Origin of the sequence: Pleomorphomonas koreensis DSM 23070 (assembly GCF_000425185.1) — a bacterium.
GTDB classification, from domain to species: domain Bacteria; phylum Pseudomonadota; class Alphaproteobacteria; order Rhizobiales; family Pleomorphomonadaceae; genus Pleomorphomonas; species Pleomorphomonas koreensis.
Map to the genome: position 1 here is coordinate 1 of NZ_AULH01000005.1, position 25580 is coordinate 25580.

Here is a 25580-nt window from a genome sequence, read left to right on the forward strand (position 1 = left end):
GTTCTCCAGCGCAAGCTCTCCGATCTTCGCGTGAAGTGCCTTCAGGTCGACGGGCGTCCCGGCGGCCTCCGCCTTCTCGCCACCGAACACGCCGGCTGCGCCGTCCAGGAGTTGGTTCTTCCACGCCGTGATCTGGTTCGGATGCACGTCGTGCTGTTGCGCCAACTCCGCGAGCGTCTTCTCGCCCTTCACGGCGGCCAGCGCCACCTTTGCCTTGAACGCCGGAGAGTGGGTGCGGCGGGTTCGTCTGGTCATCGGGTGCTCCTGATCCTCGGCGACATCGTCGCCGCTCTCAGGCGCAAAATCCACTCAAGCCACCGTCCGAATTTGCGGAGCCACCTCTGACGGCCTCGGCCGGAGGGGTACGTTTCAACAGGAAGCGTGTGCGCGATTTAGCGATCACAGTTGGCAAATGGTACACTGAGTCGCTTCCAAAGCGCATTTTCGGAAGGCGTTTACGGTGCAACCGCTGCCATTCACCAACGGTGGTGTGTGTGTCACTTGTGGCAGACCACACATCCTGCCGAGGCTTCGTCTATTCCGTAGACGTCGTCGATCGTGAGAGCTTGACTGCCTGCCAGCGGATTCATCCGACGTCGGGCTAAGAGGCGGGTACGGCGCTGCTCAAACTCTCGCTCGATCTCTTCGACCCGTTCGGGAACGCTAAGCTCATCTAGCCCTTCACCTTGGCTCCATGTGAACGGGGAGCCATGATCACGTGCCGTCTTTTCGTACCCCTTGGCCTCGTCAAACGCATCAGGATGCTCGCGCATCAGTCGCACCCACTCGATCTTCTGTTGGAAGAAACAGAATGTGCAGCCAGACCGACTCCGCCAACGATAATACTCGGGTTCGCCAAGGCCGGCGCTATCAAGTATCTCAATCACACCGGCCCTATTGATGCCGGCATCGCGTAAGGGGAAGTGAACACGCATGTTGCCGTGTGTTGCCTGGTACCCCTCACGGCTGGGTTCATCTGCTCGAATGGCCACATATGAGCGAACCACGACCCCCGCATTAAGATCGTCGCGCAACCAGTGCTCAAGCGGGCGAAGCTTTAGTTGTCTCGTGCACCAGCGTGTCTTCGGCGAAGGGAGGAAGTGATTATACTCCTTGAGCCAGAAGTCAAAGTCCCGGTCTGGATTGAGACGGATAATGGGCCTTCCCAAGAATCCTTCGAGCTTATCAAGGAATATATAGACTTCAGCAAGTTCCTTCCCGGTATCGGTGAAGAAGTATTCGACATCTAGATCCGGCCGCGTCTGCCGCATGTAGACAGCAAGGGCGGCGCTGTCCCGACCGCCCGAGATTCCAAGGATATGTCGCTCATGCACCGTGGTCGTCATGCTTGCTCAATCCCCTCGCCATCAGAAAGGCGTTCTACGATGCGCGCGAGAGCGGCGAGTTCAACGGCCGGTCTCATACCCTTCTGACGAAGCTGCTCCATCAGATCCTCTGCCACTTTGTCTGCAGCTACGAGCTCTTGTTCCGATACTTGGAATGAGTGGAAGAGTGGCTTGTTCTTAGGGTTCAGGCCGACCATTACCGATATGGCCTGCGACGTGGGAGAGCGACCTCGTACCGCAGCAAATGTCTCCGCCTCGCGGAAGCGCAGGCAAAGTTTGGCGAGTTCGAACATGGCCTGCTCTTGTTCGCGGTCTGACCAATTGCGCGGTGGCTTATGGACGAGCAGGCTAGCTAAGCCCTCAATGTCACCTTCGCCTCCCTCGAACGCACCAGCTCGCATGATGAAGGCATCCACACGCAGTTCCGCTGACACACCTGACGCTGTTAAGGACCGCGATCCAATTCCCGCAAATGTCTTGGCATCAACTCCTAGATGCTCGGCGAGACCTTTGCGGAGCGTGTCGAGCATTTTCGGATATGCGTACTCGGTCTTGTTGAGAGCGGCCACGACACTCACTCCCGGATCGGGCTCGCCGTCGAGGGCTGACGCTAAATCCGAAAACAAAAGCGCCTCTGGATCGTTGGCCTTCAAGACAATGTCTCTTACGTTTCTAACCTTTTCCGGCAATGTCTGAGTACGCTGCGCCCACAACGGTAGAGCATGAAACCGCTGGTACAATGCGGACGCCACCGGAAGCGCCTTCGCCTCTACGGGAACCGCCTCGGTGGAAAGGAGGGCAGCGAGCTGCTGAATAAAAGCCTCGTCGCGCTTCGAGCGCGAGATGTGGCGGAATTCAATGGCAACAGGATCCTGCAGGATGCGGTCAGCAACGATGTCGTCAATCGCTGGTTGGAAAACACCGTCGATATAGACCGCTACCGCATTTCGGTGCGCCAAGAGGTAGGACAGCACCAGCACCGGCATCACACCGCGTTTGATACCGTATGGCCTAGCTGCCCATTTGTCGAAAAGCTCGGCGAGATTTACCCGCCCCTCACTGAGCTCTGTCCATGCAGGCTTCAGCGTTCTGCCTGCTTTGTCTTCGGCAGGATCAGTGAAGCGCCAGACCCCATTGTCGTCCTGTCTATGCAGGCCTAGCGGCTGAATGATCGTGAGATACAGCCCTCGCTCGACGGGGTAACTCTTGATCCCTAGGTCCGAGACATCGGCCTTCGAAACCATGGCATGCATCAGCGCACGCAAACCGGCCATGGCCGCCGTCGAGGGCTTGTCTCGATATAGCAACTCCGACTGAATGACGGGTGCGTTGCTGAAGGCAGCCGTCGAAAGCGCCGACGCTATGACCGTCAACTCCCTGCCATCGAGTTTCTTGCCCACCGAATCCTTTACACTGCTTCCGAATGCCCACCAACGTGCCGACGAGAACGCCTTCAGCAAATCGCTTCTCACGATCTCGGCAATCAGTGCTTTGCGAGCCGACAGCTCTCTTCTGGCGATGCGATCACCCTCTAGCTGCGGGTGCGTTTCTTCTATGCGATCGAGGGCATAAAGATCCGTCGCATGATCCCTCAGTAAATAGACTTTCTCGCTCGCGGCTACGCCGGCAAGAACGCCTAAGCTCTCCAATTCGATGCTTAGCTGCTTCGCTGCGACTTTGATCGATACTTCGAAGGTTCTCGCGTCGGAAAGCAACATAATGAGAAGACCTACCGACCTCCGCTTTGTCTTCGCCAACGATACGGCCACTCTCTTTGCCCAAGCTGTGGGACTTTGAGAACTCTCATCGATGAACTGAATGACCACATCGAAGGTGCGCAACGCTCCTGTCGAAAAGTAGTGGCTCTTGGCTGCGATCGGTCCTACTCCGAGCCGGGACGGCAAATCGGCTAGCACATCAGCATCGAGCTTCAGCGCGACCTTGGAGATGGCCTCGTCGAGATCAAAATCACTGCCGGCGAACAGTGCGTATCCGCCAAGCCGAGGCTGCCGAATAAGGATTGCCCGATTGACTAATTCGTCGATGGCCGCAGCAATCTCCCCTTTTTTCGCTTCCGGCACACAAAGAGAGAGAATGTCGTCGGCAACCGCGAGTCCAGAACCGTTTCTGAACAGCTCGACGACTGCTGCAGCTTTGGCAAGCTTCGTAGCCAGCGGTCCGTAGAGAGCGGCTTTCTCCACCGCCTCCATAGCCAACGTCATTCGATTGCTCTCAGGACCAACCGAGAGAGCGCTGCCAAAATTGGAGACTAGGTAGTCCCAGAGCTGGTCTGGCCCATACCACGCGTTTTCGCTGACCTCGGTCCGCTCCAAGTGCGCCTGAAATCCGTTGGGTTCAGAAGACGATAGAAATCCGAAGACGCTCCGCTCGTTTTGTGCGAACCGCTGGCGGGATACCGGACCCAGCAACAGTGCAGAGACCGGGTGCAAGGGCCACGTCTGATTGAGAATCTCGGTGAGACCCGCGACATCGACCGGCCGCCGGTGCGAAATAGCTTCGGCCGTCCGCGCGGCGATCGTCTTGGCGTTTATAGGCGCGTGATGGCTGCCTATGGCCCGAGCTATTAGCGCCGCGATCTCGTCGGCCTGCGCGACGAAGGGGACGTTCTGATACCGGCCCTGAACTTTTGCCCATTCGTTCCGGCCAGCCCGGCTGAGCCGATTGGCATATTGTTCGAAAGACTGATGCAGGATGCCGACAATGACTAGCCGGCCGTCGGAGCGCGCGGCTCGCTCGGCGAGATCCTGCAAGATGTGCACGTCTCCAGCGGAATTCGTCGCATGCTCAAGGAATTTGCCGAGTTCATCGATGACGATGAGCAGCCCCCCTTTTTGGCGAGCATTGGCCTCCAGTTCGTCGATAAGTGCGCGTTCATCTTGAAGGGCAGCGTCAACTGTAGTTTGTGACCACTGAAATGCTCCTGCAGCTGTTTCCGCTAGCGCAGCCGTTAGGCTCGTTCGTCTGCCCGTAAGGGCGAGTACATCCCACGCGCCCCCCCTCCTGGGAAATGCAGACGCAAACAGCTCTGCCAGCTCTGGTCCTACTATCCCTTCGGCTAGGGCGCGCTGCCTCTTGTTGCCAACCACAAGATTGGCGACAAGAAGCGCGGCACAGGATTTACCGCCTCCATAGGGGCCGGTCCAGGTAAACGCATACTGGGACCCTTCGGCTATCCCGGTCAGCATGGCCACGAGCGATTTGCGTATGCTCGCCTGCAACACATAGCCAGTCAGCGGCGGAGTACCATTGAGATCGGTATCGATCCTCGCTGAAAGCGCAAACCGGCGCTCGACCTTGACGATTTCGGCGAGCTTGGTCATGCGCTCCCCCCAGCACGATATCCGGCTTTAACAAGATCGAAATCGTCGATCTCCTCAAGATGGCCATTGAGAGCGACCTGACGGAGGCCTGCCGTGTCGGTCCACATCATCTTTCCGCCTGTCGTCTCGCCAATACTCATCAATCGTGCAACTAGGCTATCCTCATCAAGCTTGAAGATGCGTCCAGGTGAACCAGGGCCATACTGCGCCTGCTCTACTGAAATGGTTGGCGAAAGGGAATGATGACGCCCCCAAAAACGCTTCAATACGAGAGCAAAGATGCTGTCTTGGAGTGAAGGCTTCTGTCCACGGATGAATTCGAGCTGTCCGGTTGACCGGTGCTCACGCAGAAGGCCAAGCTCGACCAAGAGTGGCTCCGCCGCATCTTCCCCAGGATCGGAGTGACGAGGCGCGTAGCTGCGTACAAATACCTCCACATCGCGCTTCAGGGTCTCAGCCGTTGCTCTCGCCGTGGCGCGGGCATCAACGATAACTGCCATAGCCTTAACAAGATCGTCCCTGGTAAAGGCGATTTGGTTGAGTAGGTTGAAGGCGTAATAGAACGTCGTCGCTGCATGTGGCTCACTCACAAGCTGGGCATGCATTAACCAGAGGGTGGAGGGGTGCTCGAGATATGGATCGAGCCCAGTAACGTCCGTGAAGATCAGCCGCCCCAAATCGGTGGCCCGAAGATGGGTCGGGCCGTCCTCAAGAACCTTCGTCGCCAATGCCCAATGACGCATCGAGAGGGCCATATTCTTGCCGACGCCGAAGGTGGCGATTGCATTTTGTTCCTGAAATGTTCTACGATCGGCGCCATCTGGACCCGACGCGGCATCGAACGCCTTCTTCAGCCACAGGAGCCTAAGCGCAAAGGTTTCATGGCCCGAAACGCGAATCGCAGTGGCCGGATCGGAAAGGTCGTTCAACATGGAGCGGATGCTACTGGAGACATCCACCAGCGGCAATCCCTAGCGGCTCACTATTTCGGACAGCACGCCCGCCGCCTCCACCGCGTCCGCCGCGGAATTATAACGCGAGAAGTATATCCTGACCGTTTCCGATGCCTGCTGTTGCGTTAATCCCATACTAAGTAGTACGTGAGATGGGGTTATCTGACCGCTTGTGCAAGCGGATCCCTCTGAAATTGCAATCCGATCACCAGCCTTCGCAATTATAGACATCGCATCATTTTCAGTAAACCTTAAACTTAGGCTGCCTGGAACCCTTTTTGCCTCAGGAACATTTTCGATAAACCGAACTTGTCTGCTACGAAGCTCTTCGAGGAAAAGGGCCGACAATGCGCGCGAGTGGGCCGCATCCGCGATAAACCGCGTCCTGGAGACTTTTGCGGCGGCGCCAAATCCGACAGCGAGCGGTGTAGGTACGGTCCCAGGACGAATGCCAGCCTCCTGACCGCCACCGAAGAGCACCGGCAAGGGCCTGAGATGCGTCGCGGATGATACGAACAGCGCGCCTATGCCCATCGGGCCGTACATTTTGTGTGCGGATAGGCTGGCAAAATCAAAATCCGCACTGTCGAAAGAGAGCTTTCCGAGTCCCTGTGCAGCGTCGACATGGACGAGCGCCCCAATGGTACGAGCTATGTGGACGACATCGGAGAGCGGTTGGATTGAGCCAACCTCGTTGTTGACCGCCATCACTGAAACCAACAGCGTATCGTGGCTGACCAACTGCTCTAGTACCGAAGTGTCGACGATGCCGCTTTCGTCGACCGGCGCCTCAATTATACGGAAACCAGCGCTGCGGAGTGCGCTCGCGGATGACAGTACGCTCTTGTGCTCGATGGCTGAGACGACGATGCCTCGCCGCTTGATGCCGCGCTCGAGCGCAGCGAAGGCGGTACCCCTTATCGCGATGTTGTTCGCCTCTGTGGCCCCAGACGTGAAGACGAGTTCCTGCTGATCAGAGCCGATGAAAGAAGCAAGTTCCGCGCGCGCGTTCTCGACGGCCTGCGACGCCAACATTCCTCTCAGGTGAGGAGAGTGGGGATTGCCGGCCTGAGCATGCCACCACGGTAACATTGCCTCCATGGCCTCGGGTGCCAGAGGTGTTGTTGAGTGACCATCAAGATAAATCGGCATGAGTGCCTGCGCTTTTGTCGTAGGATTAGGCACAACCTAATCCGAATCCAACCAATTTCGAAGTGAGCCTCTTGGTCGGGCTCGGGCAATTTCGTGATAGAGTGCACACCTAGCGGAGGTCGCATCCCATGAATGACAATAAAGACGTCAGCATCAACGAAATCTATAAAGAGCAATACGCCCATTTCAGATCGATGAATGACATCTTGTACAAGATTCCTCCCCTCTTCACGGTGGCAATCGGCGGGTTGTGGTACTTTGCGGCAAACCAGCTTAAGTCCGACCGGCTCATTGCCGTGAGCATCTTTCTGTTCGCCGCTGTCGTAAGCGTATCTAGCGTGTTTATTATGGACCGTTTCAGCCGGGCCTTTAGTAGCTACATCTCCAATTTGAACAAGCTAGATGGCGACTATGCGGTGACACTGAAGGACCAAACTTGGCCACCCTCGACGGTGAAGATAATTCAGTTCTTGTTATGGGTAGCGACGGCGATTTCCATTTTCGGCGTTCTCTATGCGCTCGTCCCCCTGTTCTGCCCTGTACGAGCTCCCTAGTCTACACCTCTCTGGCCATCATGAGCTGCGATAGCCGACACGACCGCCTCGATATCTTCGTCCGACAAGAATGGTGCCTGTGCGAAAACGGTTGAGGGTTCACCGCTCAGTCGCGCGGCCAAATGTCCGAGGCCAAGCAGGCTTTCGGCGCCCTTCGTGCCCAAGGCGATCTCCGACGTTCCTGTGCTCGCCACCTTGAGGATGAGCCGGTTGCCCAGGTTGTCACGAAGCTGAACAGGCATGACTCCGGCATCAGGCCGCTGTGCGGCAAACACTAAATGTATGCCGGCAGCCCGCGCTTTCACCCCGAGCCTCGAAACAATCGAGGTAACGGCACTTTTGTAGTCCTCGGTGAGCATCCATTCGGCGAACTCGTCATGGACGAGGAATTTCATTGGCAGGCGCTCTTCCGGCACTGCCTTGGTGTTAAACGACCGTATGTCGCGAGCTCCGTTGTCTCTGAATAGCTCGTAACGTCGATCCATTTCGACGACGAGCCCTTCCATCATCTCAATTGCTGCCGCCTGATCGGTGATGATGCCATCCTTCACATGTGGCAACCGTTCGATCGCAGAGTAATCGACGCCCATCTTCGGATCGATCAGGTGGATATGGACCAAAGCACTCGGGTTGGTCGCTGCAATGTCGAGGATTAGGGCCTGGATCAGCACAGATTTGCCGCTGCCGGTAGCACCCGCTATGAGTGTGTGCGGATCATGCTGAGATTCTCCGGCAAAAGGTCCGCCCAGATTGAGATAAAGAACTTCGCCATCGAGCTCACGCAGACCAAGCAGGAAGCTTGTGTTGAGTCCTGCTGCGTTGCGGTTCAGCGCACGGCGCGCCCAAAGATCCCACATCGAAACGATCTGCCGCTTAGGCCTCGCCACTCCTACCACGATCTCGCCGGGCAGCGGAGAGACAGAAATCAGTCTCAGGCCATGCGTGGTCAGTAGCGCTGATTGCTTTGCCTCTATATCCTCAACACGAAGTCGGTCGCTCCCCAAAAACCGCACCAGAGCGGCGTTCGGCGTCAACCGCATACCGGCTATCCTTGCCTGCAGATTGTATCCCATAAGCGCTGTCCGCAGCCGGCCGGCTGTAGCCTCGAGCCATTGATCATCCTCGGCGGCAGCGGATTGAATTTGCCCTGCTCGCCGGGACACCATTTCGGCAAAACTCTCATCGCTCCCCGGCTTGATAAGCGCCTTCGTCTCTTGCGCATCGTGCTGACGCAAAGCAGGCTCAGATGCCGTACAATCACCACGTTCACCTACACTAGATTGGGCAATGTATGATGTGTCGGGTCCTCCTTCTAGAGCGATCGAAGGCGGCGTGTTTGGCGCGAGAGAAGGATTTGGAATTGGTGAACTGGCAGCCGGTCGAGCGTCAGCTCCTTTCGCCAAAACTCCCGCGGTAGTCCACCGGACACGCGCCGCCGGAACGCGGAACTCGGATCTCTCCCATGGCCTGCGATCTCCGAGCGAACTTCTGATCGGCATCAAGGAATCGAAAGCCTCATACGCCTTAATCAACTGTCGAAGACCCTCGCGGGCGTAGACCTCTTGCAGACCATGAACCTCGGCGACCTCGTCTTGGTCGCCAGCAGAACCTGTTGTCGTCTCAGCCGGCCCAGATACAAAGATATGCGAGTATCCTTTTAGATCGATCTCGACCGTGCCGTTTCGGATTCCGTTCCTCACCTCTTCAAGTGAAAAGCTCGAACTGAGGGCTGAAGGTTCATCAAGCAGGATGTCGGCCAGACGGGAAAGCCAAAGATCACGGTCAAGACGTCCCGGATCGCCAAACAGCGCGTCCTCAATCCTCCGCATGGTCTGTCGCAATTGTTGACCAGAATGGCGTTTCGCTTCGGCTAGGCCATTGGCTTCGACATACTTCGCTTCCGTCACAATCACGCAAAGGCGTGGCTGCCCATCGAGGCTCGGGCTCACGCTAAGCGCGAGGATGTCCGCGATTCCTTCCTCTCGCTGACCCAACCATTGCGCGTAGTCGTCTAGGAGAAACCACGATGCTGGCCGCTTCAGAAACTCCTCGGCGACAAGTGCGCGACTGAGAACCAGGCCAATCAGCTCGCCCGCCGATACCCCACGCTTGGCAGCCCGCAAGATCACATCCCCGGAGATGGCCGTCGCATCGGCAATCATCCGGTCCGCGAGCGCAGTGAGGCGATCGTCACCAAGCCCCAAACTGAGTTGATCCAAACGGCGCCTAACGAGCACCGGCAATACCCGCAGGTCAGACGTCGAGGACACAACCATGTTGCGACCGTGTGTCCTCTCACGCCGATATCGAATGACCTTGATGCCTTGAGCTGCGAGCTGCCGCTTGTCGAGAAGGTCGTCATACGTCGCAACCCACTCTGCCAAACCATGAACATCTTCGAACATGGCTTCAAGGCCATGATCTTGCAACGAGATCTGACGGGCAGGAAGGTAGTGTTCATTGTCGCGATGCGACTGTTTGCGGATCACGGCTGCCAGTGCGTCAAGATAGGACCAGCCGACCCGAGGTTGGCGTGGCGAAACCAGATAGTTGGTCGCTGTGAGCTGTTCCTCTCCCACCACTCTCCTGTAGGACCAGCGAGGCGGAACGTGATCAAGGATCAGTGGGTCCGTCACGTCGTTACGGGGCACGGAGAACCAGGACTCCCGCGCCTGTCTCGAGACGACATCATGAAGGAAAGCAACATCGACGCTACGTTCGTCAGGCGCTCGTCGCCCTATGCTGCCGTCAAGCATCACGCCGATCCTGAGCTTGGACATGAAGTTGAGCGACGTTTCACTCACGACAATGGCGTCAGGGTCGCTCCCCGATTGTTCCAGCAGGTCGGTATAAACTTTGTTGAGCTTCGAGCGATCTCTATGACGCACGAGAACGTTGCAATGGACTTCGTCCTCATGCAATGCCCCCAATGCGTTGACGGTGGCCACCGGCAGGCCCGCTGCGTCGCAGTTGTAGAGCATGATGCCAAGGTTCGCCCGCTCGTGCGGCTGCAGGTCGAGGTAACGGCCAATCAGGCCTCGGATCTCGCGTGCGGCTTCAGCCGGGTCGACGTCCGTAGATGCCTCCGAGGAGTCACGAACTGGCCTTTCCATCAGGCTGTAGTCGTTGAGCGTGCTCGTCTCCGTGAGCAGAACGGCTTCGCCGCCCGTGAACCCAGGCACGGCCTCCGGATAGTAAGGATGTCCAAGTTCGGCGCGTAGATCGGCAAAGAAGAGGCGCTGATCACCGAAGTTCACCTCCTGAGCCTTGAGTAGGTGATCGACAAGTCCACAGAACGATCGCATCTTGACCGCCGTTGCCGCCATTCGCATGGGGTGCCAGGGCGCTACGATCGCGGACGGAACAGCGCCAGCTATTTGTACGGTGCCGATCCTGAGTATGGGCTCCCACAAGTCGCGACGGTTCAGATCGCCGGGTGCTGACTTTCGAAGGTGCTCAAGAAGGTTGCCGTAAAGATCAACCTGATCAAGCTGCGGCGTTCCGCCCATGCCATTGGATCGCCAATCCTTAATCGCTGCCGTGTACCCCGCGACGAACTCAGTCCAAGCTTTCCCAATTTCCTCGCGGGCAAACGCGGAAATGCGATCGGAGGCAACCGCTGCCTTGAGGACTCTGGGCAGAGTCTTGTGCAGGTTCTCTATATTGGTCGAACGGGGAACCAGGGATCCCGCATCCTGGCGGAAGGATGGCTGCAGCGTGCCCACGTCTGCGAGCGACACCGATTGCATAGCGCCCTTCTTGCTGACCAGCATGCGCGATACCTCGGCTATGCCGAACGGATTCTTTTCAAGTCGAGCAAGGTCGTCGGGCAGTGCTAGGCCGATGGCATTCGGCTCTCCGCGCCAGATTAGTTGGACGACGTTTTTCTCCGCCGCTGAACCATCTCCCGCCGCAAGTGTAAGGTCAAACTTGATCTGGATATTGGCTCGCGATGTGGAGACGTTTTCGCGGAACTTCCGCCTCTTTCGCGCGGCTTCAAGCAGTGTCTCGAACTCAAATATGTACGGCGTATCCCAGGTCACCGCTTCCGGAAGCGTATTGGGCAAGCCCTTGTATTTAACGCTAAAGGCACGCGCAACGTCGGTATTCATATCCAACCATTGCGTCTTTGTCCGGCGCGAGGATCGGATGTCGATCCGGCGGGGCATCTTGAGAGTGCCCAACTGTGCAAAAAGACGCTCAACGCTACGGACCAGCCCATCCAAGAAATCCGTGCATTCAATTGGCCGCCCGTAGATAAATCTCTCCCATTTTGCCCGCAACTGCCGGTTTGTGGCTAGGTCTTCTCGATGAGCTTCGAAGAAATCGCGGTCGTCCTCCCTCGACTCCTTAAGGGACCTGCCCTTGAGATCACCGAGGTACGACTTGTCGGCATCACTCAATCGATCGGGACACTCATAATCGAAGAACTGAGCCGTTTCTTCCGGAAGTTTCAGCTTCTTCAGCTTGAGGCCGTTAAATACGAGCAGGATGTTATCCTGCTCCCATTCGAGTTCAGCGAGCTTTTCGGTCTCCTCGCTCCACCTAGCCGGTGAGGCAATGAAGGCCTCAATCGTTGGGTGCAGTTCCGTTGCTATCTCTTCCCGAACGGTTTCAAACTGTTCTTGCAGTTCCCCGGATTCGATCGGTTGGCGATTGGGTCGCTGTTTCGAAAGCAACGGTCTGCGATCGCTGATCAGTTTGTCGTAGAGGCGGCGCCACCGGCTTTGCTGCTGAAGATCCTTCGGCCGTTGCGATCGAAAATATCCTGTGTCGCGCGGCAACTGGAGGGCCGGCAACGCCCATCCGAGTGCATCCACGACGGGCAGCGACATGCACTCGACGGCCTCACGAGTCATCGCGACATAGTTGCTGAGTTGCGCGAGCGGCCAATCATCAGCGCTGGACAAGGCCTTCAAAGCTGTCTGCCATGTATCGATATGCTCCGGTGGCAGCCCAAGACTATCTGATGCGGGCAGAACCCAATACGTCGGTCCTTCCTTGAGCTCCTTTGCGCCAATCAAGGCAACATCATGGAGCGAGGCGCCCTGATCATCGTCAGTGTTCGCGATGAGCAGTGCAGGATGCACGCACTCTGCATGCCGCCATGCGACTGTCCTCTCATCTGTGAGTACGGCTTCCGGGAGGCCCTGGCCATCCACCAATGCACGAGGGACGGCGATCTTGACGCGAGATTGGACGGAATTATCTGCCACCAATTGTCTGACAATTGCCGCAACCTGCGGACCAGTGAGGCGATCAAGCATGAAGCGAGCAGTCCCGCTATCGGGTCCGACACTCCGCAGGCGCTCCTCAAGCGCGGCGACTCCGGCAGCGCCAATGAGATCGAGCGCGTTCATGCTCTTACCTCGCGGCGAAACGGGTTTTGGACATAGGCCGCCGAGTCCGATAGACGATTGAGCAACCCGAGACTAATAAGCCGTTCCTCTAGTCGCCGGGCATTGTCGGAAAAGTCCTCTTGGTCAGCTTTACCCGCGCCGATGATGCTCGCAGCTTGTTGATCTCCGATCACAATGCCATAGCGGGTGTAGAGCTTGGTGAGAAAGTCCTTGAACTCCATACGTTCTGTGACACAGCATACCACAAGCGACTTGAGTAGACGGTCAGTCGGCGCATATCGAACGCGCCGGCTAGAGCGGCGGGAGCTCAGCCCGATCTGCCGTGCCCAGGTGGAATGAACCTTGCCGACATGCTGTCCATGCCGGATCTTTGCTCTGCTTACGAGTTCCGCAATCAGGTCTCGCGGATTGCTCACCCCGGTAGGGAGATCGTCGGGGTCCGGCCAGTCGAACTGGCGTGCCAAAACCTCAGCCGCACTCAGCACAGCATCATCTGATGCAACGGCAACCTGCCACTCGTGAGAGGTTTCAGCATTGCGCACGTATTGCTCTATGGCCAAGACTGGTAGCCCATTGTTGCTCTGAAAGGAATCTGCCGCTAGGTCGCGCACCACGGTTTTTCGGGGTGAGACTATCTCGCAGATCATCGTAATCGGCACCGCTTCGAGGAATTCGCGCGCGCGCTCAAGCTGGTATCGAACAAGGTTCAGTCCCGTGATGTTCACGATGTACGGCAGGGCGTCAAAAACTGATATCGGGCTGTCCAGAATGGCGATCCAATCATCGGCGAGCTGATCGAAGATCGAGTGAGTCGAGCAGGGCAGATAAGCGCCCGGGCGATCGCGCTCTGCGAATTGCGGCTCGCCCTGCAACGCCGCCACCAATCGGTCGTAAACGGTTGGCTGCTCGAATAGCTTTTCGACCAGCCGTTTCTTGAGTTCGGCAGCTCGCTTTGATCTGCAAAGCATCAGATAGAGAACTTCGCCTGTTCGAGCAAAAAAGCGCCTGTCGGTCGAGACACCAGATGCCGTCACGGCAACGTCTTCGTAGAGCGCGCTGGGACCAAACGGGAAAACAAACTTTGAACTCCAGCGCTTGTTACTGGCTCCTTCGATCGCCGAAGACTGCAAGAATCCCACAACGGATGCAAAATCGTCGAAGGTGTCGAAGCAGCTACGGAGGTAACTAAAATCCCGGCTCTCCAAACCACCGGCATTCCGTTCCATCAGCTCCAGCCATTTGGTCCAAGCTGCATCATCGGAAAGATGCTCGGCCCCGATGGTCAAGAGATAGGGGTTATTGAAGATGAGATTGCGCAACCGCAATTGGGTCTGCGGACGATAGGAGAGAGCATTAAGTTCGTGTTCCACCAATGCACGGCCAGCGAGTTGTTCGGCCCTCAACACCCCCAAGAACTCAAGTAGGATCAGCCACGGCGTTTGTTCATCATGCAGGCGGTGCCCCCAGATCGCTTCGTCGACCCAGAATGCGGGACCAGTGCGGTCCTCATGAGAGATTGGGCGTTTCAGAATCTCCATCGCTAGAGCCTCACTGTAACGCTACGCGACGAAGCCCTGCCGTCGGGATTGAGGTCGATGAACTTGAGGACAATGCCATCGCTGCGCTCATCACCATCGAGGGCGCGGCGCCGTTCGACGGCACTTAAGAGCCTAGCCTTGAAGGCGAGAAGGTCCTCATGACATTCGAGCGAAAAGCTCGTAGGTAGTGCGCCCTCGGCCACGCGTCCCAAGAATTCAAATCGAGTCGTCGAAAGCTGTAAAGTGACCACAGGCGGGTCCTCGCCGCGCGCGAGCCTGACTTGGAGCTCCATGCCACCTGCGCCATTATTAAGGAGCGCGACCTCCTCGCCGCCACGACGAGCAACGGAAATGAACTCCTCCAAGAGTGGACTCGTTCTCGATTGAGATTGGCTTCCTGAACTTGCAAGAACGAGCTCGTCCTGATTCTGAATTAGCATGCCGGTGAACACGCGGTTCAAGCCGCGCATGAGCATTGGCATCACCTGTCTTGGTAATGGTCGTTTGTCAGCGAATGCGCGAATGGTCTCTAGATAAAGGCCCGCATACCGAAAGACTGTCAGGTCCCATAAACCTAAGATATCCGCTAGCTCATCAGAAATAGTGAAAAAGAGTCGCTGACGCTGCTCACGGAGCAACCCGAGAAAGCGGGCGACTGCTTTTGGATCGTCACCCTCAAGATAAGACTGCTGTACCCGCCTGTAGGCGGGCGTCTCGCCATAGATCTGATCCGACTGCACTAATGCTCGGTAGGTCTCTGCGAGAACCGGATCGTCGGCGCCGTACACCAGCATGTTATCGACTTTGTTGCTCGTTTCCGATCCAATCCCGAACAGATTGAGCTTTCGAAAGGGTTCGGTTCGTTCCGCTCGACTAGGCTTCAGGTTGCCCCCGAACACATTGCGATAGGGGCTGGCGCGCTCTGCTATTCCAGCCGACACCAATTCCTCCACCTCTAGGCACGCCATCAGTCCATCTCTTGCTTCAGGATGGCCAAGAATGACATTTGTGACGAGCGACAGGACCTGCCGGATAGTGAAATGCCCCCCGTTTTGTTCGCTCGCTTCAACGAGATTACCTAGCCGACGCCTGAAGAGGCCGCTATCGTTAATGCCGGCCAGCCGTTCACGATTCTCGCGGATAGGACAGGTCTTTTCCCTTAGGGCCAGGCAGTCCTCCGGGCAGCCATCCCATCCTGGGTGCTGGGTGACCACATCAATGACCTGATCAGTCATCACTGCGGCAGCAGATCGGCTAAGATCTTTCAAATCGAGCGAGATGGCGGAATTGCCGCCATGGCCAGTCACAAGCAGATTTTCCACCACCTCGACAAGAGCCGTCGTAGTTTTGTCATTGCCCGCTGTCTTCAGCTTCTCAAGCAGCTGTCCGTGATTGGCGGCCATCAAATAGACCCTTGGGGAGTTAGGGTCCGCAACATCCCATGCCATCTGCTCGATCAGCGGTTTGCTCTCATCGGACCGAAGTTCGCTCAGATCCTTCACAACTATGAGTTGCCGATCCCCTAAGCCAATCCGTTGAATCTTCTCTCCGGCGTTCCAATCTTCAATCGTGCCCCCGAGTTCAAGCCACACTCGCCGGCAATGATAGGTCTTTCCGTCACCGGCGGTGCCTGTGAGAATGATGGACTTGCACTCGGCCGACCTGAAGTTGTCGACGAGCCATGCAAGATGTTGGGCGGGCAGCTCGATAGGCCGGATCTTCAATCGCGCCAAAGCTCGCTGGATGGTCTCGTCGTACATATTGTCATTGGTGGGGATGGGGCCGTAGTTCCGAAGGAACCGGATCCAATTGTTAGCCGGCATGCACTATCCCCCACGACTGCCGCCTCGCGTGGACACCGTTCTGGAGTTCCAGGACAGACCCATGAAATCAGTCGGCTGCAGACTACTGTAGAGCTCGCGAAACGCAATGATACAACTGACATTGCCCCATGGTAGGCCTAAACACATTATCGATCCCGCCTTTGTCGATCTCCATCGCAAGACATCCCTGAACTTAAGCGGTCCCTTTTCCACGCCATGGCAGCCTATTCGCCGCACGGCTGCGCTCGGCCTATTTTCCTGTCTCCCCTTTTAGGTCTCGATGGCTCCGCCGACTTCCCGGCACGGATCCACGAGACAATGACGCCCAAACGGGACAGGATCAGGCTCAAGTTCTGCCCTTCCGCCAACGGCGGAAGACCGGAGACGGAGTCCCTGGCCATTGCCGACGAAGCAGTCCTTGCCCTCGCACGACTGATCGGCCGCCAGATGGCGCGCGAGCAGTTCGAACGCGCAGTTAGGCGAGAACGCAGAACACGCAAGAAGCGAGCAGTGAATGACGATGCGTGACTCTGCCATTACAGAGCCGAACTACAAGAGTAGTTTAGACATCCTCACCTGTGAGATGCCTGTCATGCCTCGGGTCGATTCCCTCGAATTCCAGTCCAACTTCGGCGCGTTTCTGCGCCAAGCGCAGCACGAACCTGTCGAGATCACTTGGCACGGCCGCTGCGAGTTCGTGCTGATGTCGGCCGATCAATATGACTGGCTGAAGGCTGCCGCACTGCGAACCGACCTTACGGCGAATGCCCCCGATGTCGTTGTCGACGCGTTGGAGCGGGCCGAGATGGACCCGGAGCATACTGTCCTCAACGATCTGCTGAAGTAGGCGAACGATAGGGTGCTCACTGCCCCAAAGCCGGCCTTGTCATCCGCTCGCGGCTACCTCTGGACACGCAAGGCCGCCCCGGCCTGGATCAGAACATGGATCGTCCGACCTACCCCGCAGCGACCGGTGCTCTGCCCCGGCTCGCTTCTGAAAGAGCAAGGATGGTTGCGCCAGATCAGAACCGGCGAATCGTCGTAGATTGGGGTGCTGAATCAGCGTGCCGCCCGGCGAGGATTTTTGGAGCCGCATATTGGTATAATCACCTTGAGACCTTTTTGGTCTCATGATATGGATAGGCAAATGAGGATCATCGCCCGCCGCACCCTGCGGGAATTCGTCGAAACCCTTGAGGGGCAAAAGGATCAGCCGGCCGTCAAGGCCGCGCTCGAAGCCTGGTTCGATGAAGTGAGCAAGGCGGCCTGGGCGAGCACCGCCGATGTGAAGCGGCTCTATGCGACGGCGAGCATCGTCAGCGCCGAGCGGATCGTCTTCAATATCAAGGGTAATGATTATCGCCTCATCGTGTCGGTCGATTTCGAGAAGGCTATCGTCTGGATCAAATGGATCGGCACGCACAAGGCTTACGATAAGATCGACGTGACGGAGGTGGACCATGATGGCTGAGCTGAAGCCAATCCGCAACGAAGCGGATTACGAGGCCGCACTGGCCGAGGTGGAACGCCTTTGGGGTGCCAGAAGCGGCACCCCTGAGGGCGACCGCCTCGACGTGCTCGCAACGCTGATCGACGTCTATGAGGCGAAGCATCATCCGATCGACCCGCCTGATCCGGTCGAGGCGATCCGCTTCCGCATGGAACAGCAGGGGCTCTCCCGCAGGGACCTGGAACCGATGATCGGCCCCCGCAACCGCGTGGCCGATGTCCTGAACCGCAAACGCGGCCTATCGATCGAGATGATCCGCCAGCTACACGAACGTCTCGGCATTTCGGCCGAGGTGCTGATCCGACCGAGCCGGTTCGACAAAGTTGCCTGAAAGGAGTGCCGCCATGACCCGCGTCGCCCTCTATGCCCGCTATTCCTCCGACAACCAGCGGGACGCGTCGATTGAGGACCAGTTCCGCGTCTGTCGCGAGCAGGCGAAGCGCGAAGGCTGGAGTATCGTCGGCGCCTATAAGGATGCCGGTATTTCCGGATCGAGCATGATCCTGCGGCCGGGCATTCAGATGCTGTTGCAGGACGCCCAGGCGGGACAGTTCGACATCGTGCTGGCCGAAGCTCTGGACAGGATCAGCCGCGATCAGGCGGATGTGGCAACGCTGTTCAAGCATCTGAAATTCGCCGATGTGCCTATCATCACGCTGGCCGAAGGGGAGATTTCCGAACTGCATGTCGGCCTCAAGGGGACGATGAACGCGCTCTTCCTGAAGGACCTCGCGGCCAAGACACACCGGGGTCTGCGCGGCCGAGTTGAGGACGGCAAGTCCGGCGGCGGCCTCTGCTTCGGCTACAAGGTGGTCAAACAGATGGACGAGAGGGGTGAACTCGTCCGGGGTGACCGCGAGATCGACAAGTCCGAGGCGGACGTGGTGCGCCGCATCTGCCGTGAATATGCCGCCGGGATCAGCCCACGCGCCATCGCACAGGCACTGAACGAGGAAGGCATCGCTGGCCCGGAAGGACGTCCCTGGAACGACACGACAATCCACGGTCATTCGAAACGTGGAACGGGCATCCTCAACAACCAGCTCTACATCGGTCGCCTGGTCTGGAACCGACTGCGTTATCTGAAAGACCCGTCAACAGGAAAACGCGTCTCGCGGCTCAATCAAGAATCCGAGTGGATCATTACCGAGGTTCCACATCTGCGCATCCTCGATGACGATCTTTGGCAGGCGGTCAAGACGCGCCAGGCCGAGACCTCGGAGAAATATGCCACTGTCGGCGAGGGCGTGCGCCGGCATTTTGAGCAGAACCGGCTGAACGGCACTCATCGGCCGAAGAAGCTATTGTCGGGCCTGATCTTCTGCGGGTGCTGCGGTGGCTCCTTCTCGATCCGCGGCGGCGATCGCTTCGCTTGCTCGACGCATAGCACAAAGGGCACCTGCTCCAACAACCGCACCATCCCGCGCGAGGAACTGGAGAACCGGGTTCTCGCGGGGCTGAAGCACCGGCTGATGGCACCGGAGGTGGCGGAAGCGGCGGTGCGTAGCTACGCAGAGGAACTCAACCGGCTGAACCGGGAGCATCGTTCGAGCGCAGCAGCTTGGCAAAGCGAACTCGGGAAGGTGGAAAAGCAGATCGCGCAGATCGTCGAGGCGATCGCCGACGGAATGTATCACCCTTCCATGAAGGAGAAGATGACCGGATTGGAAGCGCGCAAGCAGGAACTGACAGCCCTTCTCGCCGAAGCGCCAAAGGACGTACCCGACCTGCTGCCAAGGGCTTCCGCAGTCTATGCCCGCAAGATTGCCCGGCTCATCGAGGCGCTGAACCAGCCCGAGGAACGACAGAAGGCCGCGGCCACGATGCGAACGTTGATCGAGAAGATCGTGCTAACGCCTGGCCCGAGCCGGGGCGAGATCGATGCGATGCTGTATGGGGAGTTGGGCACGATCCTGAATTGGATCGAGCAGCAAGACATTGGCAATACTGGTAAAAAGACAAAACCCGCGGCTTTCGCCACGGGTTTGTCGGTCTCAATGGTTGCGGGGGCAGGATTTGAACCTGCGGCCTTCAGGTTATGAGCCTGACGAGCTACCGGGCTGCTCCACCCCGCGTCAAGCGCCGTTTCTTGCGGCGACGGGCGGTATATAGCGACTCGCCGAGGAAAGGGGAACCCCTGCCCGGGCATTTTTTCGACTAAATAGACAAAGCTGTTCAAAAGGCTTGGGAGAACGGCCAGAAAAGCCCGGAATTCCGCGCCTTGGACGAGAGGATGCGCCGATCTGGTCGCCCGAGGAAGACGCCTTCCGGCGATTGCCGTCCGGGGTTGTCGCGGGAAACTGCCGCCGGTGGCCGCACTCTCCGCTTTGTCGCGCCCTCAATCGGTGGCGACGACGTCGTCCCCTGCCCCATCCCCGTAGGACAGCGTGGTCTCCGGGCAACCGGCGGCGAGCGCCGGCCGCAGCGCGGCGACGATGTCGTCGGCGATCGAGCCGGGACCGGCGATGCGGCCCGCCTCGCCATGGAGCCAGGCGGCGAGCGCCGTTGCCTCGAAGGCGGGACGGCCGGCGGCGATGAGGCCGCCGATGATGCCGGCCAGCACGTCGCCGGAGCCGGCGGTAGCCAGCACCGCCGTGGCGTTCTCGTTGACGGCGGCGCGGCCGCCGGGGTGGGCGATCACCGTATCCGGCCCCTTCAGCAGCACGACGGCGCCCGACCGTTCGGCCGCCGCGCGGGCGCGGTCGAGCTTCGAGCCGCCGATATCCGGGAACAGCCGGCCGAACTCGCCCTCGTGCGGCGTCAGCACCACTTCTCCCTTGCGCGCCTTGATCAGCGCGAACGCCTCGTCGCGGCGTCGCGACATCTGGGTGATGGCGTCGGCGTCGAGCAGCAGCGCCATGTCGCCTTCAAGCGCGACCCGGATGGCCGGCCAGAGTTCGTCGCCGAGGCCGAGGCCCGGCCCCAGCACCGCGGAGCGGAGGCGCGGCTCGCGCAGGAGGTTGGCGAGCACCGCCGCATCGGCGGTGGGCTTGACCACGAAGGCGGCGCGCCAGGCGGCGACGGTGGCGACGGCGTCGGGCGGCGTCGCAACGGTGACGATGCCGGCACCGGTGCGCAACGCCGCCTCGGCGGCGAGGCGGGCGGCGCCGCAGGAGGGCAGCGGCCCCGACGCCACCAGCGCCGCGCCGCGGCTGTATTTGTGGCTGTCGACCGCCGCATCCGGCCAGCATTCGGCCCAGAGCGCCGGGCCGCTCACGGCGGCGCGCGGCGCGATCTCGGCCAGCACCTCCGGCCCGATGCCGATCTGGGCGAGACGCAGGCGGCCGCAATGCGTGCGCCCCGGCAGCAGCAGGTGGCCCGGCTTGCGGCGGAAGAAGGTGACGGTCTCGTCGGCGACGACGGCGGTGCCGCGCACCTCGCCGGTGCGGCCGTCGATGCCGCTCGGCAGATCGACGGCATAGACGCGGGCGCCGCCGGCGCGGGCGGCGTTGACCGCGGCGATCAGTTCGGCATCGCGGCCGGAAACGTCGCGACTGAGGCCGGCGCCGTAGAGCGCGTCGACGATCACCCTTGCGCCGTCGAAGACGTCGGGCGTCGCCGGCACGGTGTCGCCGCGCCAAGCGCGTTCGGCGCCGGCGGCGTCGCCCTTGAGGTCGCGCGCCGTCATGCCTTCGGGCAGGGCGAGCGCCACGCGCACCGCAAAGCCGCGTGCCTTCAGGACGCGGGCGACCACGAAGCCGTCGCCGCCGTTGTTGCCCATGCCGCACAGCACGACGGCGCGGCAGCCCTGGCCGAAGCGGGCGCAGATGGCGTCAGCGACGGCGTAGCCGGCGTTCTCCATCAGGCGCGCGCCGGGGATGCCGCCGGCGATGGTCAGCGCGTCGGCGCGCGCCATCTCGGCCGGAGTCAGCAGAAGCTCGCCACGCATCGGGTTCTCCTCGTCTTGCCGTCCGCGCCGGCGGCGGGCGGCGTTCCACCTCTACACCCCCTGGGGACAGGCGACAAATCCGCCGCCCGAGGCGCCGGCAGCGGGCTCGATGCACCGGCCTTTTGCTCAATCGAGAGACATTTGCCTGCTTTTTGAGCGGAAAGAACAGGCATTTGCCATCGTTGCCCTTGCTTCCGCGCGCGTCTTCGCCTCATTTTTCGCCAGGAACCGGCGGGCCGTCCAACTGGCACGTCGAATGCTAGAAGGTGTGCGTCTCGGTCGGCGCGGGGTCAGGAACCGCCTCGCGAGGGGCGCCAGGAGCAACGGAGACAAGGGGTCGATGAAGAAAATCGAGGCTATCATTAAGCCCTTCAAGCTGGACGAGGTGAAGGAAGCGCTGCAGGAAGTGGGGCTTCAGGGCATCACCGTCACCGAGGCCAAGGGCTTCGGGCGGCAGAAGGGTCACACCGAGCTTTACCGGGGCGCCGAATATGTCGTCGACTTTCTGCCGAAGGTGAAGATCGAGGTCGTCATGACCGACGACATGGTGGCCAAGGCGGTCGAAGCGATCCGCAACGCCGCCCAGACCGGCCGCATCGGCGACGGCAAGATCTTCGTTTCTCCCGTGGAGGACGCCATCCGCATCCGTACCGGCGAATCCGGCAACGACGCCATCTGACGCGGCGCGCCGAACGGCCGCCCGACGACGCAGGAATTGGGGCACCCCGGCCCGCCGCAGGCGGCCGGCCAGCGCCCCGGCAAGACCAGAAACACCCGAAAGGAAGGTCAAATGACGACTGGTGCTGATGTTTTGAAAATGATCAAGGACAATGACGTGAAGTTCGTTGACCTGCGCTTCACCGACCCGAAGGGCAAGTGGCAGCACGTCACCTTCGACATCGGCCTCGTCGACGAGGACATGCTCGAGAACGGCACCGCCTTCGACGGTTCGTCGATCGCCGGCTGGAAGGCGATCAACGAATCCGACATGACGCTGGTGCTCGATCCGGAGTCGGCGTTCATCGATCCGTTCTTCGCCCAGACCACGCTGGTCATCGTCTGCGACATCGTCGACCCGGCCTCGGGCCAGTCCTACAACCGCGACCCGCGCTCGATCGCCAAGAAGGCCGAGGCCTATGTCGCCTCGCTCGGCATCGGCGACACGGTGTTCTTCGGGCCGGAAGCCGAGTTCTTCGTGTTCGACGACGTCCGTTTCTCGGCGACGCCCTACAACACCGGCTTCAAGCTGGACATGGTCGAGCTGCCGACCAACGGCGACACCGAATACGAGTCGGGCAACCTCGGCCACCGCGTCCGCACCAAGGGCGGCTATTTCCCGGTGCCGCCGATCGACAGCCTGCAGGACATGCGCTCGGAGATGCTGTCGGCGATGGCCGAGATGGGCGTCGTGGTCGAGAAGCACCACCATGAGGTGGCGTCCGCCCAGCATGAGCTTGGCATGAAGTTCTCGACGCTGACCCGCATGGCCGACCACCTGCAGATCTACAAGTACGCCATCCATCAGGTGGCGCACGCCTACGGCAAGTCGGCCACCTTCATGCCGAAGCCGGTGTTCGGCGACAACGGCTCGGGCATGCACGTCCACCAGTCGATCTGGAAGGACGGCAAGCCGGTGTTCGCGGGCAACCTCTACAACGACCTCAGCGAGATCTGCCTCCACTACATCGGCGGCATCCTGAAGCACGCCAAGGCGATCAACGCCTTCTCCAACCCGTCGACCAACAGCTACAAGCGTCTGGTACCGGGCTACGAGGCGCCGGTGCTGCTCGCCTATTCGGCGCGCAACCGCTCGGCCTCCTGCCGCATTCCCTACACCACCAACCCGAAGGCCAAGCGCATCGAGACGCGCTTCCCCGACCCGGCGGCCAACCCCTACCTCTGCTTCGCCGCGCTGCTGATGGCCGGCCTCGATGGCGTCAAGAACAAGATCCATCCGGGCGATGCCATGGACAAGAACCTCTACGACCTGCCGCCGGAAGAGCTGAAGTCGATCCCGACGGTGGCCGGCTCGCTGCGTGAAGCGCTTGCCTCGCTCGACGCCGACCGCGACTTCCTGAAGGCCGGCGGCGTGTTCGACGACGACTTCATCGACAGCTGGATCGAGCTGAAGATGGAGGAGAACATGCGCTACGAGATGACGCCGCACCCGATCGAGTTCGACATGTACTACTCGGTCTGATCGACGTCCGATCCGACATGACGAAGGCCCGGATGTCCCGCGACATCCGGGCCTTTGCTATTGGAAGGGCGACCCCGGCGATGTTTCTCAGGAGGGCGGGAGCTTCCTCCCTGAATGGTTGAGTTAACGACATCTTTAGCCAGAAAGGATATGGAGGCTCCGGAATATTGGCGTTGTCGGATTTTGGGAGGCCAGCCGTGTCCTACTCCAACCTGTCGATCACGACTAAGGTCGTATCTCTGCTGCTGCTGATGGCGCTCGGCGCCATGCTCGGCACCGGCTTTGCCGGTTACGAGATCGTCGGCATCGACAAGAGCTACAACCGCCTGGTCGACGGGCCGGCCCAAGGCGCCGTCGAAGCCGCCCGCGCCAATCGCGCCTTCTCCGACGTCGTCACCGCCCTCTATCGCCGCACCGCCGCCGAGACCGACGAAGAGGGCGCCGCCGGCAAGGAGGCGCAGCGCCGCGCTGCCGCCGACCTCGACGCTTTCATCGACGCGGCGGTGGCCGCCGCCCCCGCCTATCGCCAGGCGCTGGAGCAGCAGCGCGCCACCATGAAGACGGCCGTCGACGGCGTGTGCGGCGAGATCACCGAGCTGGCCCAGACCTCGACCGAAGACACCTACCGGCAGGCGATGGTCCGCTTCGGCAGCGAGTGCCGGCCGCTGATCGATTCCATCCAGGCCGACACCGAGAAACTGATCGCCGGCATGAGCGACGACATGAAGAGCGCCGCCCGCGGCAACACGGCCGCCTCCTGGCGCGCCGTCTGGATGACGCTCGGCGCCATCCTCGTCCTTCTGGTCGCCGTCACGGCGCTGGCCTGGTGGCAGTTCAGGCGCGGCGTCGCCCGGCCGATGGCCCGGCTGATCGAGGCAATGGAGATCATCCAGTCCGGCCGCTACGATATCGCCATCGTCGGCCGCGAGCGGCTGGACGAGGTGGGCGCGCTGGCCAAGCGGCTGGAGGCGATGCGCCTCGAGCAGATCGCCGTCGAGGGCCGCCGCGCCGCACGCGCCGCCGCACGCGAGGCGGAGACGGCCGCCGTCGAGAAGCGGGCGGCCATGGCCGCCGAGTTCATGGCGCGCATGGAGGAGCTGGCCGGCGGCTTCACCCGTTCGTCGTCCGAGGTGGCACAGACGGCGCGGACGCTGTCCACCACCGCCGACGAGACCGCCCGGCAAGCGCTGGCGGTGACCGGCGCCGCCGAGAAGGCCGCCGACAACGTGCAGGTGGTGGCGGCGGGCGCCGAGCAGTTGTCCGCCTCGATCCAGGAAATCGCCCAGCAGGTCGGCCAGTCGAGCGGCATCGCCCGCGAGGCGGCCGCCGAGGCCGAGGCGTCGGCCGGCAACGTGCAGGCGCTGTCGCAGGCGGCGCACGAGATCGGCGAGGTGGTCGACCTCATCAACAACATCGCCGCCCAGACCAATCTCCTGGCGCTCAACGCCACCATTGAGGCGGCGCGGGCCGGCACGGCCGGCAAGGGCTTCGCCGTGGTCGCGGCCGAGGTGAAGCAGCTCGCCGACCAGACGTCGCGCGCCACCGAGCAGATCGGCGGCCAGATCGCGGCGATCCAGGCGGCGACGGCCACCACCGTCGATGCCATCGCCCGCATCGTCGCCACCGTGGGCAACATCCAGTCCGCCTCCTCGGCCATCGCCGGCGCGGTGGAGCAGCAACGCGGCGCCACCGACGAGATCGCCGTCAACACCCAGAACGCGGCGACCGGCACCAGCGCCGTCACGGCCAACATCAACGGCGTCAGCAACGCCGCCGCCATGACCGGCGAGGCGTCGACGCGGCTGATGACGCTGTCGGGCAATCTCAGCGAGCAGTCGCATCAGTTGCAGTCCGAGGTGTCGCAGTTCATCGCCAAGCTGCGGGCGGCCTGAGGAAAGCGTCGCGACCGGGAAA

Annotated in this window: 17 protein-coding genes and 1 tRNA gene; 8 read left to right on the plus strand and 10 right to left on the minus strand. The window is 60.2% G+C overall.

Annotated features, from left to right (window positions below):
* The 5 genes from H512_RS0101765 to H512_RS0101785 all read right to left on the minus strand — a co-directional run.
* The coding region (locus H512_RS0101765; RefSeq protein ID WP_026782280.1) for an IS3 family transposase at positions 1-255 on the minus strand (255 nt) is incomplete at its 3' end.
* A gap of 242 nt (positions 256-497) precedes the next feature.
* Positions 498-1346, minus strand: coding sequence for a phosphoadenosine phosphosulfate reductase family protein (locus H512_RS0101770; protein WP_210162650.1), 849 nt, complete (start codon positions 1344-1346; stop codon positions 498-500).
* Complete coding sequence (locus H512_RS0101775) at positions 1343-4687, minus strand: hypothetical protein (RefSeq protein ID WP_026782063.1); 3345 nt, start codon at positions 4685-4687, stop codon at positions 1343-1345. The genes H512_RS0101770 and H512_RS0101775 overlap by 4 nt, the downstream gene beginning before the upstream one ends.
* Positions 4684-5619 (minus strand): DUF4007 family protein, encoded by a 936-nt coding sequence (locus H512_RS0101780; RefSeq protein WP_026782064.1) that lies wholly within the window; start codon positions 5617-5619, stop codon positions 4684-4686. The genes H512_RS0101775 and H512_RS0101780 overlap by 4 nt, the downstream gene beginning before the upstream one ends.
* A gap of 39 nt (positions 5620-5658) precedes the next feature.
* Positions 5659-6792, minus strand: coding sequence for a cysteine desulfurase family protein (locus H512_RS0101785; RefSeq protein WP_026782065.1), 1134 nt, complete (start codon positions 6790-6792; stop codon positions 5659-5661).
* A gap of 128 nt (positions 6793-6920) precedes the next feature.
* On the opposite strand from H512_RS0101785, the gene H512_RS0101790 reads away from it, so the two are divergent.
* Complete coding sequence (locus H512_RS0101790; protein ID WP_026782066.1) at positions 6921-7346, plus strand: hypothetical protein; 426 nt, start codon at positions 6921-6923, stop codon at positions 7344-7346.
* Here H512_RS0101790 and H512_RS0101795 read toward each other — a convergent pair.
* From H512_RS0101795 to H512_RS0101805, 3 genes are read right to left on the minus strand one after another with little or no spacing between them, the layout of a single operon-like run.
* Positions 7343-12706, minus strand: coding sequence for an FtsK/SpoIIIE domain-containing protein (locus tag H512_RS0101795; RefSeq protein WP_026782067.1), 5364 nt, complete (start codon positions 12704-12706; stop codon positions 7343-7345). The two genes, H512_RS0101790 and H512_RS0101795, sit on opposite strands and share 4 nt — an antisense overlap.
* Positions 12703-14244, minus strand: coding sequence for a hypothetical protein (locus tag H512_RS0101800; RefSeq protein ID WP_036789678.1), 1542 nt, complete (start codon positions 14242-14244; stop codon positions 12703-12705). The genes H512_RS0101795 and H512_RS0101800 overlap by 4 nt, the downstream gene beginning before the upstream one ends.
* A 2-nt stretch (positions 14245-14246) precedes the next feature.
* Positions 14247-16004: a hypothetical protein gene (locus H512_RS0101805; RefSeq protein ID WP_053239519.1), complete on the minus strand. Its 1758-nt coding sequence runs from the start codon at positions 16002-16004 to the stop codon at positions 14247-14249.
* 577 nt (positions 16005-16581) lie between these two features.
* Here H512_RS0101805 and H512_RS0101810 point away from each other — a divergent pair.
* From H512_RS0101810 to H512_RS26135, 4 genes are all read left to right on the plus strand, one after another.
* Positions 16582-16914, plus strand: coding sequence for a type II toxin-antitoxin system Phd/YefM family antitoxin (locus H512_RS0101810; protein ID WP_245585335.1), 333 nt, complete (start codon positions 16582-16584; stop codon positions 16912-16914).
* Between the two features lie 300 nt (positions 16915-17214).
* Positions 17215-17538, plus strand: coding sequence for a type II toxin-antitoxin system HigB family toxin (locus H512_RS0101815; protein ID WP_026782071.1), 324 nt, complete (start codon positions 17215-17217; stop codon positions 17536-17538).
* The gene (locus H512_RS0101820; RefSeq protein WP_026782072.1) at positions 17528-17908 is read left to right on the plus strand and encodes a helix-turn-helix domain-containing protein; all 381 of its coding nucleotides are present in this window, start codon (positions 17528-17530) and stop codon (positions 17906-17908) included. The genes H512_RS0101815 and H512_RS0101820 overlap by 11 nt, the downstream gene beginning before the upstream one ends.
* 13 nt (positions 17909-17921) lie before the next feature.
* Positions 17922-19619 carry a recombinase family protein gene (locus H512_RS26135; protein ID WP_084798273.1) on the plus strand — a complete coding sequence of 566 codons (1698 nt, stop codon included), beginning with the start codon at positions 17922-17924 and terminating at the stop codon, positions 19617-19619.
* Here the strand turns inward: H512_RS26135 and H512_RS0101835 are convergent.
* Together H512_RS0101835 and H512_RS22175 are read right to left on the minus strand one after the other, a co-directional pair.
* Positions 19576-19652, minus strand: a tRNA-Met gene (locus H512_RS0101835). The two genes, H512_RS26135 and H512_RS0101835, sit on opposite strands and share 44 nt — an antisense overlap.
* 263 nt (positions 19653-19915) lie before the next feature.
* Entirely contained in the window at positions 19916-21466 is a 1551-nt protein-coding gene (locus H512_RS22175; RefSeq protein ID WP_084798256.1) for an NAD(P)H-hydrate dehydratase, read from the minus strand.
* Positions 21467-21806: 340 nt separating this feature from the next.
* On the opposite strand from H512_RS22175, the gene H512_RS0101845 reads away from it, so the two are divergent.
* The 3 genes from H512_RS0101845 to H512_RS0101855 all read left to right on the plus strand — a co-directional run bounded on the left by H512_RS0101845 (position 21807) and on the right by H512_RS0101855 (position 25558).
* Positions 21807-22145: a P-II family nitrogen regulator gene (locus H512_RS0101845; protein ID WP_026782074.1), complete on the plus strand. Its 339-nt coding sequence runs from the start codon at positions 21807-21809 to the stop codon at positions 22143-22145.
* Between the two features lie 111 nt (positions 22146-22256).
* On the plus strand, positions 22257-23666 hold the full coding sequence (gene glnA, locus H512_RS0101850) for a type I glutamate--ammonia ligase (RefSeq protein WP_026782075.1): 1410 nt from the start codon (positions 22257-22259) through the stop codon (positions 23664-23666).
* A 197-nt stretch (positions 23667-23863) separates the two neighbouring features.
* Positions 23864-25558, plus strand: coding sequence for a methyl-accepting chemotaxis protein (locus H512_RS0101855; RefSeq protein WP_053239491.1), 1695 nt, complete (start codon positions 23864-23866; stop codon positions 25556-25558).
* Positions 25559-25580 lie beyond the last annotated feature (22 nt).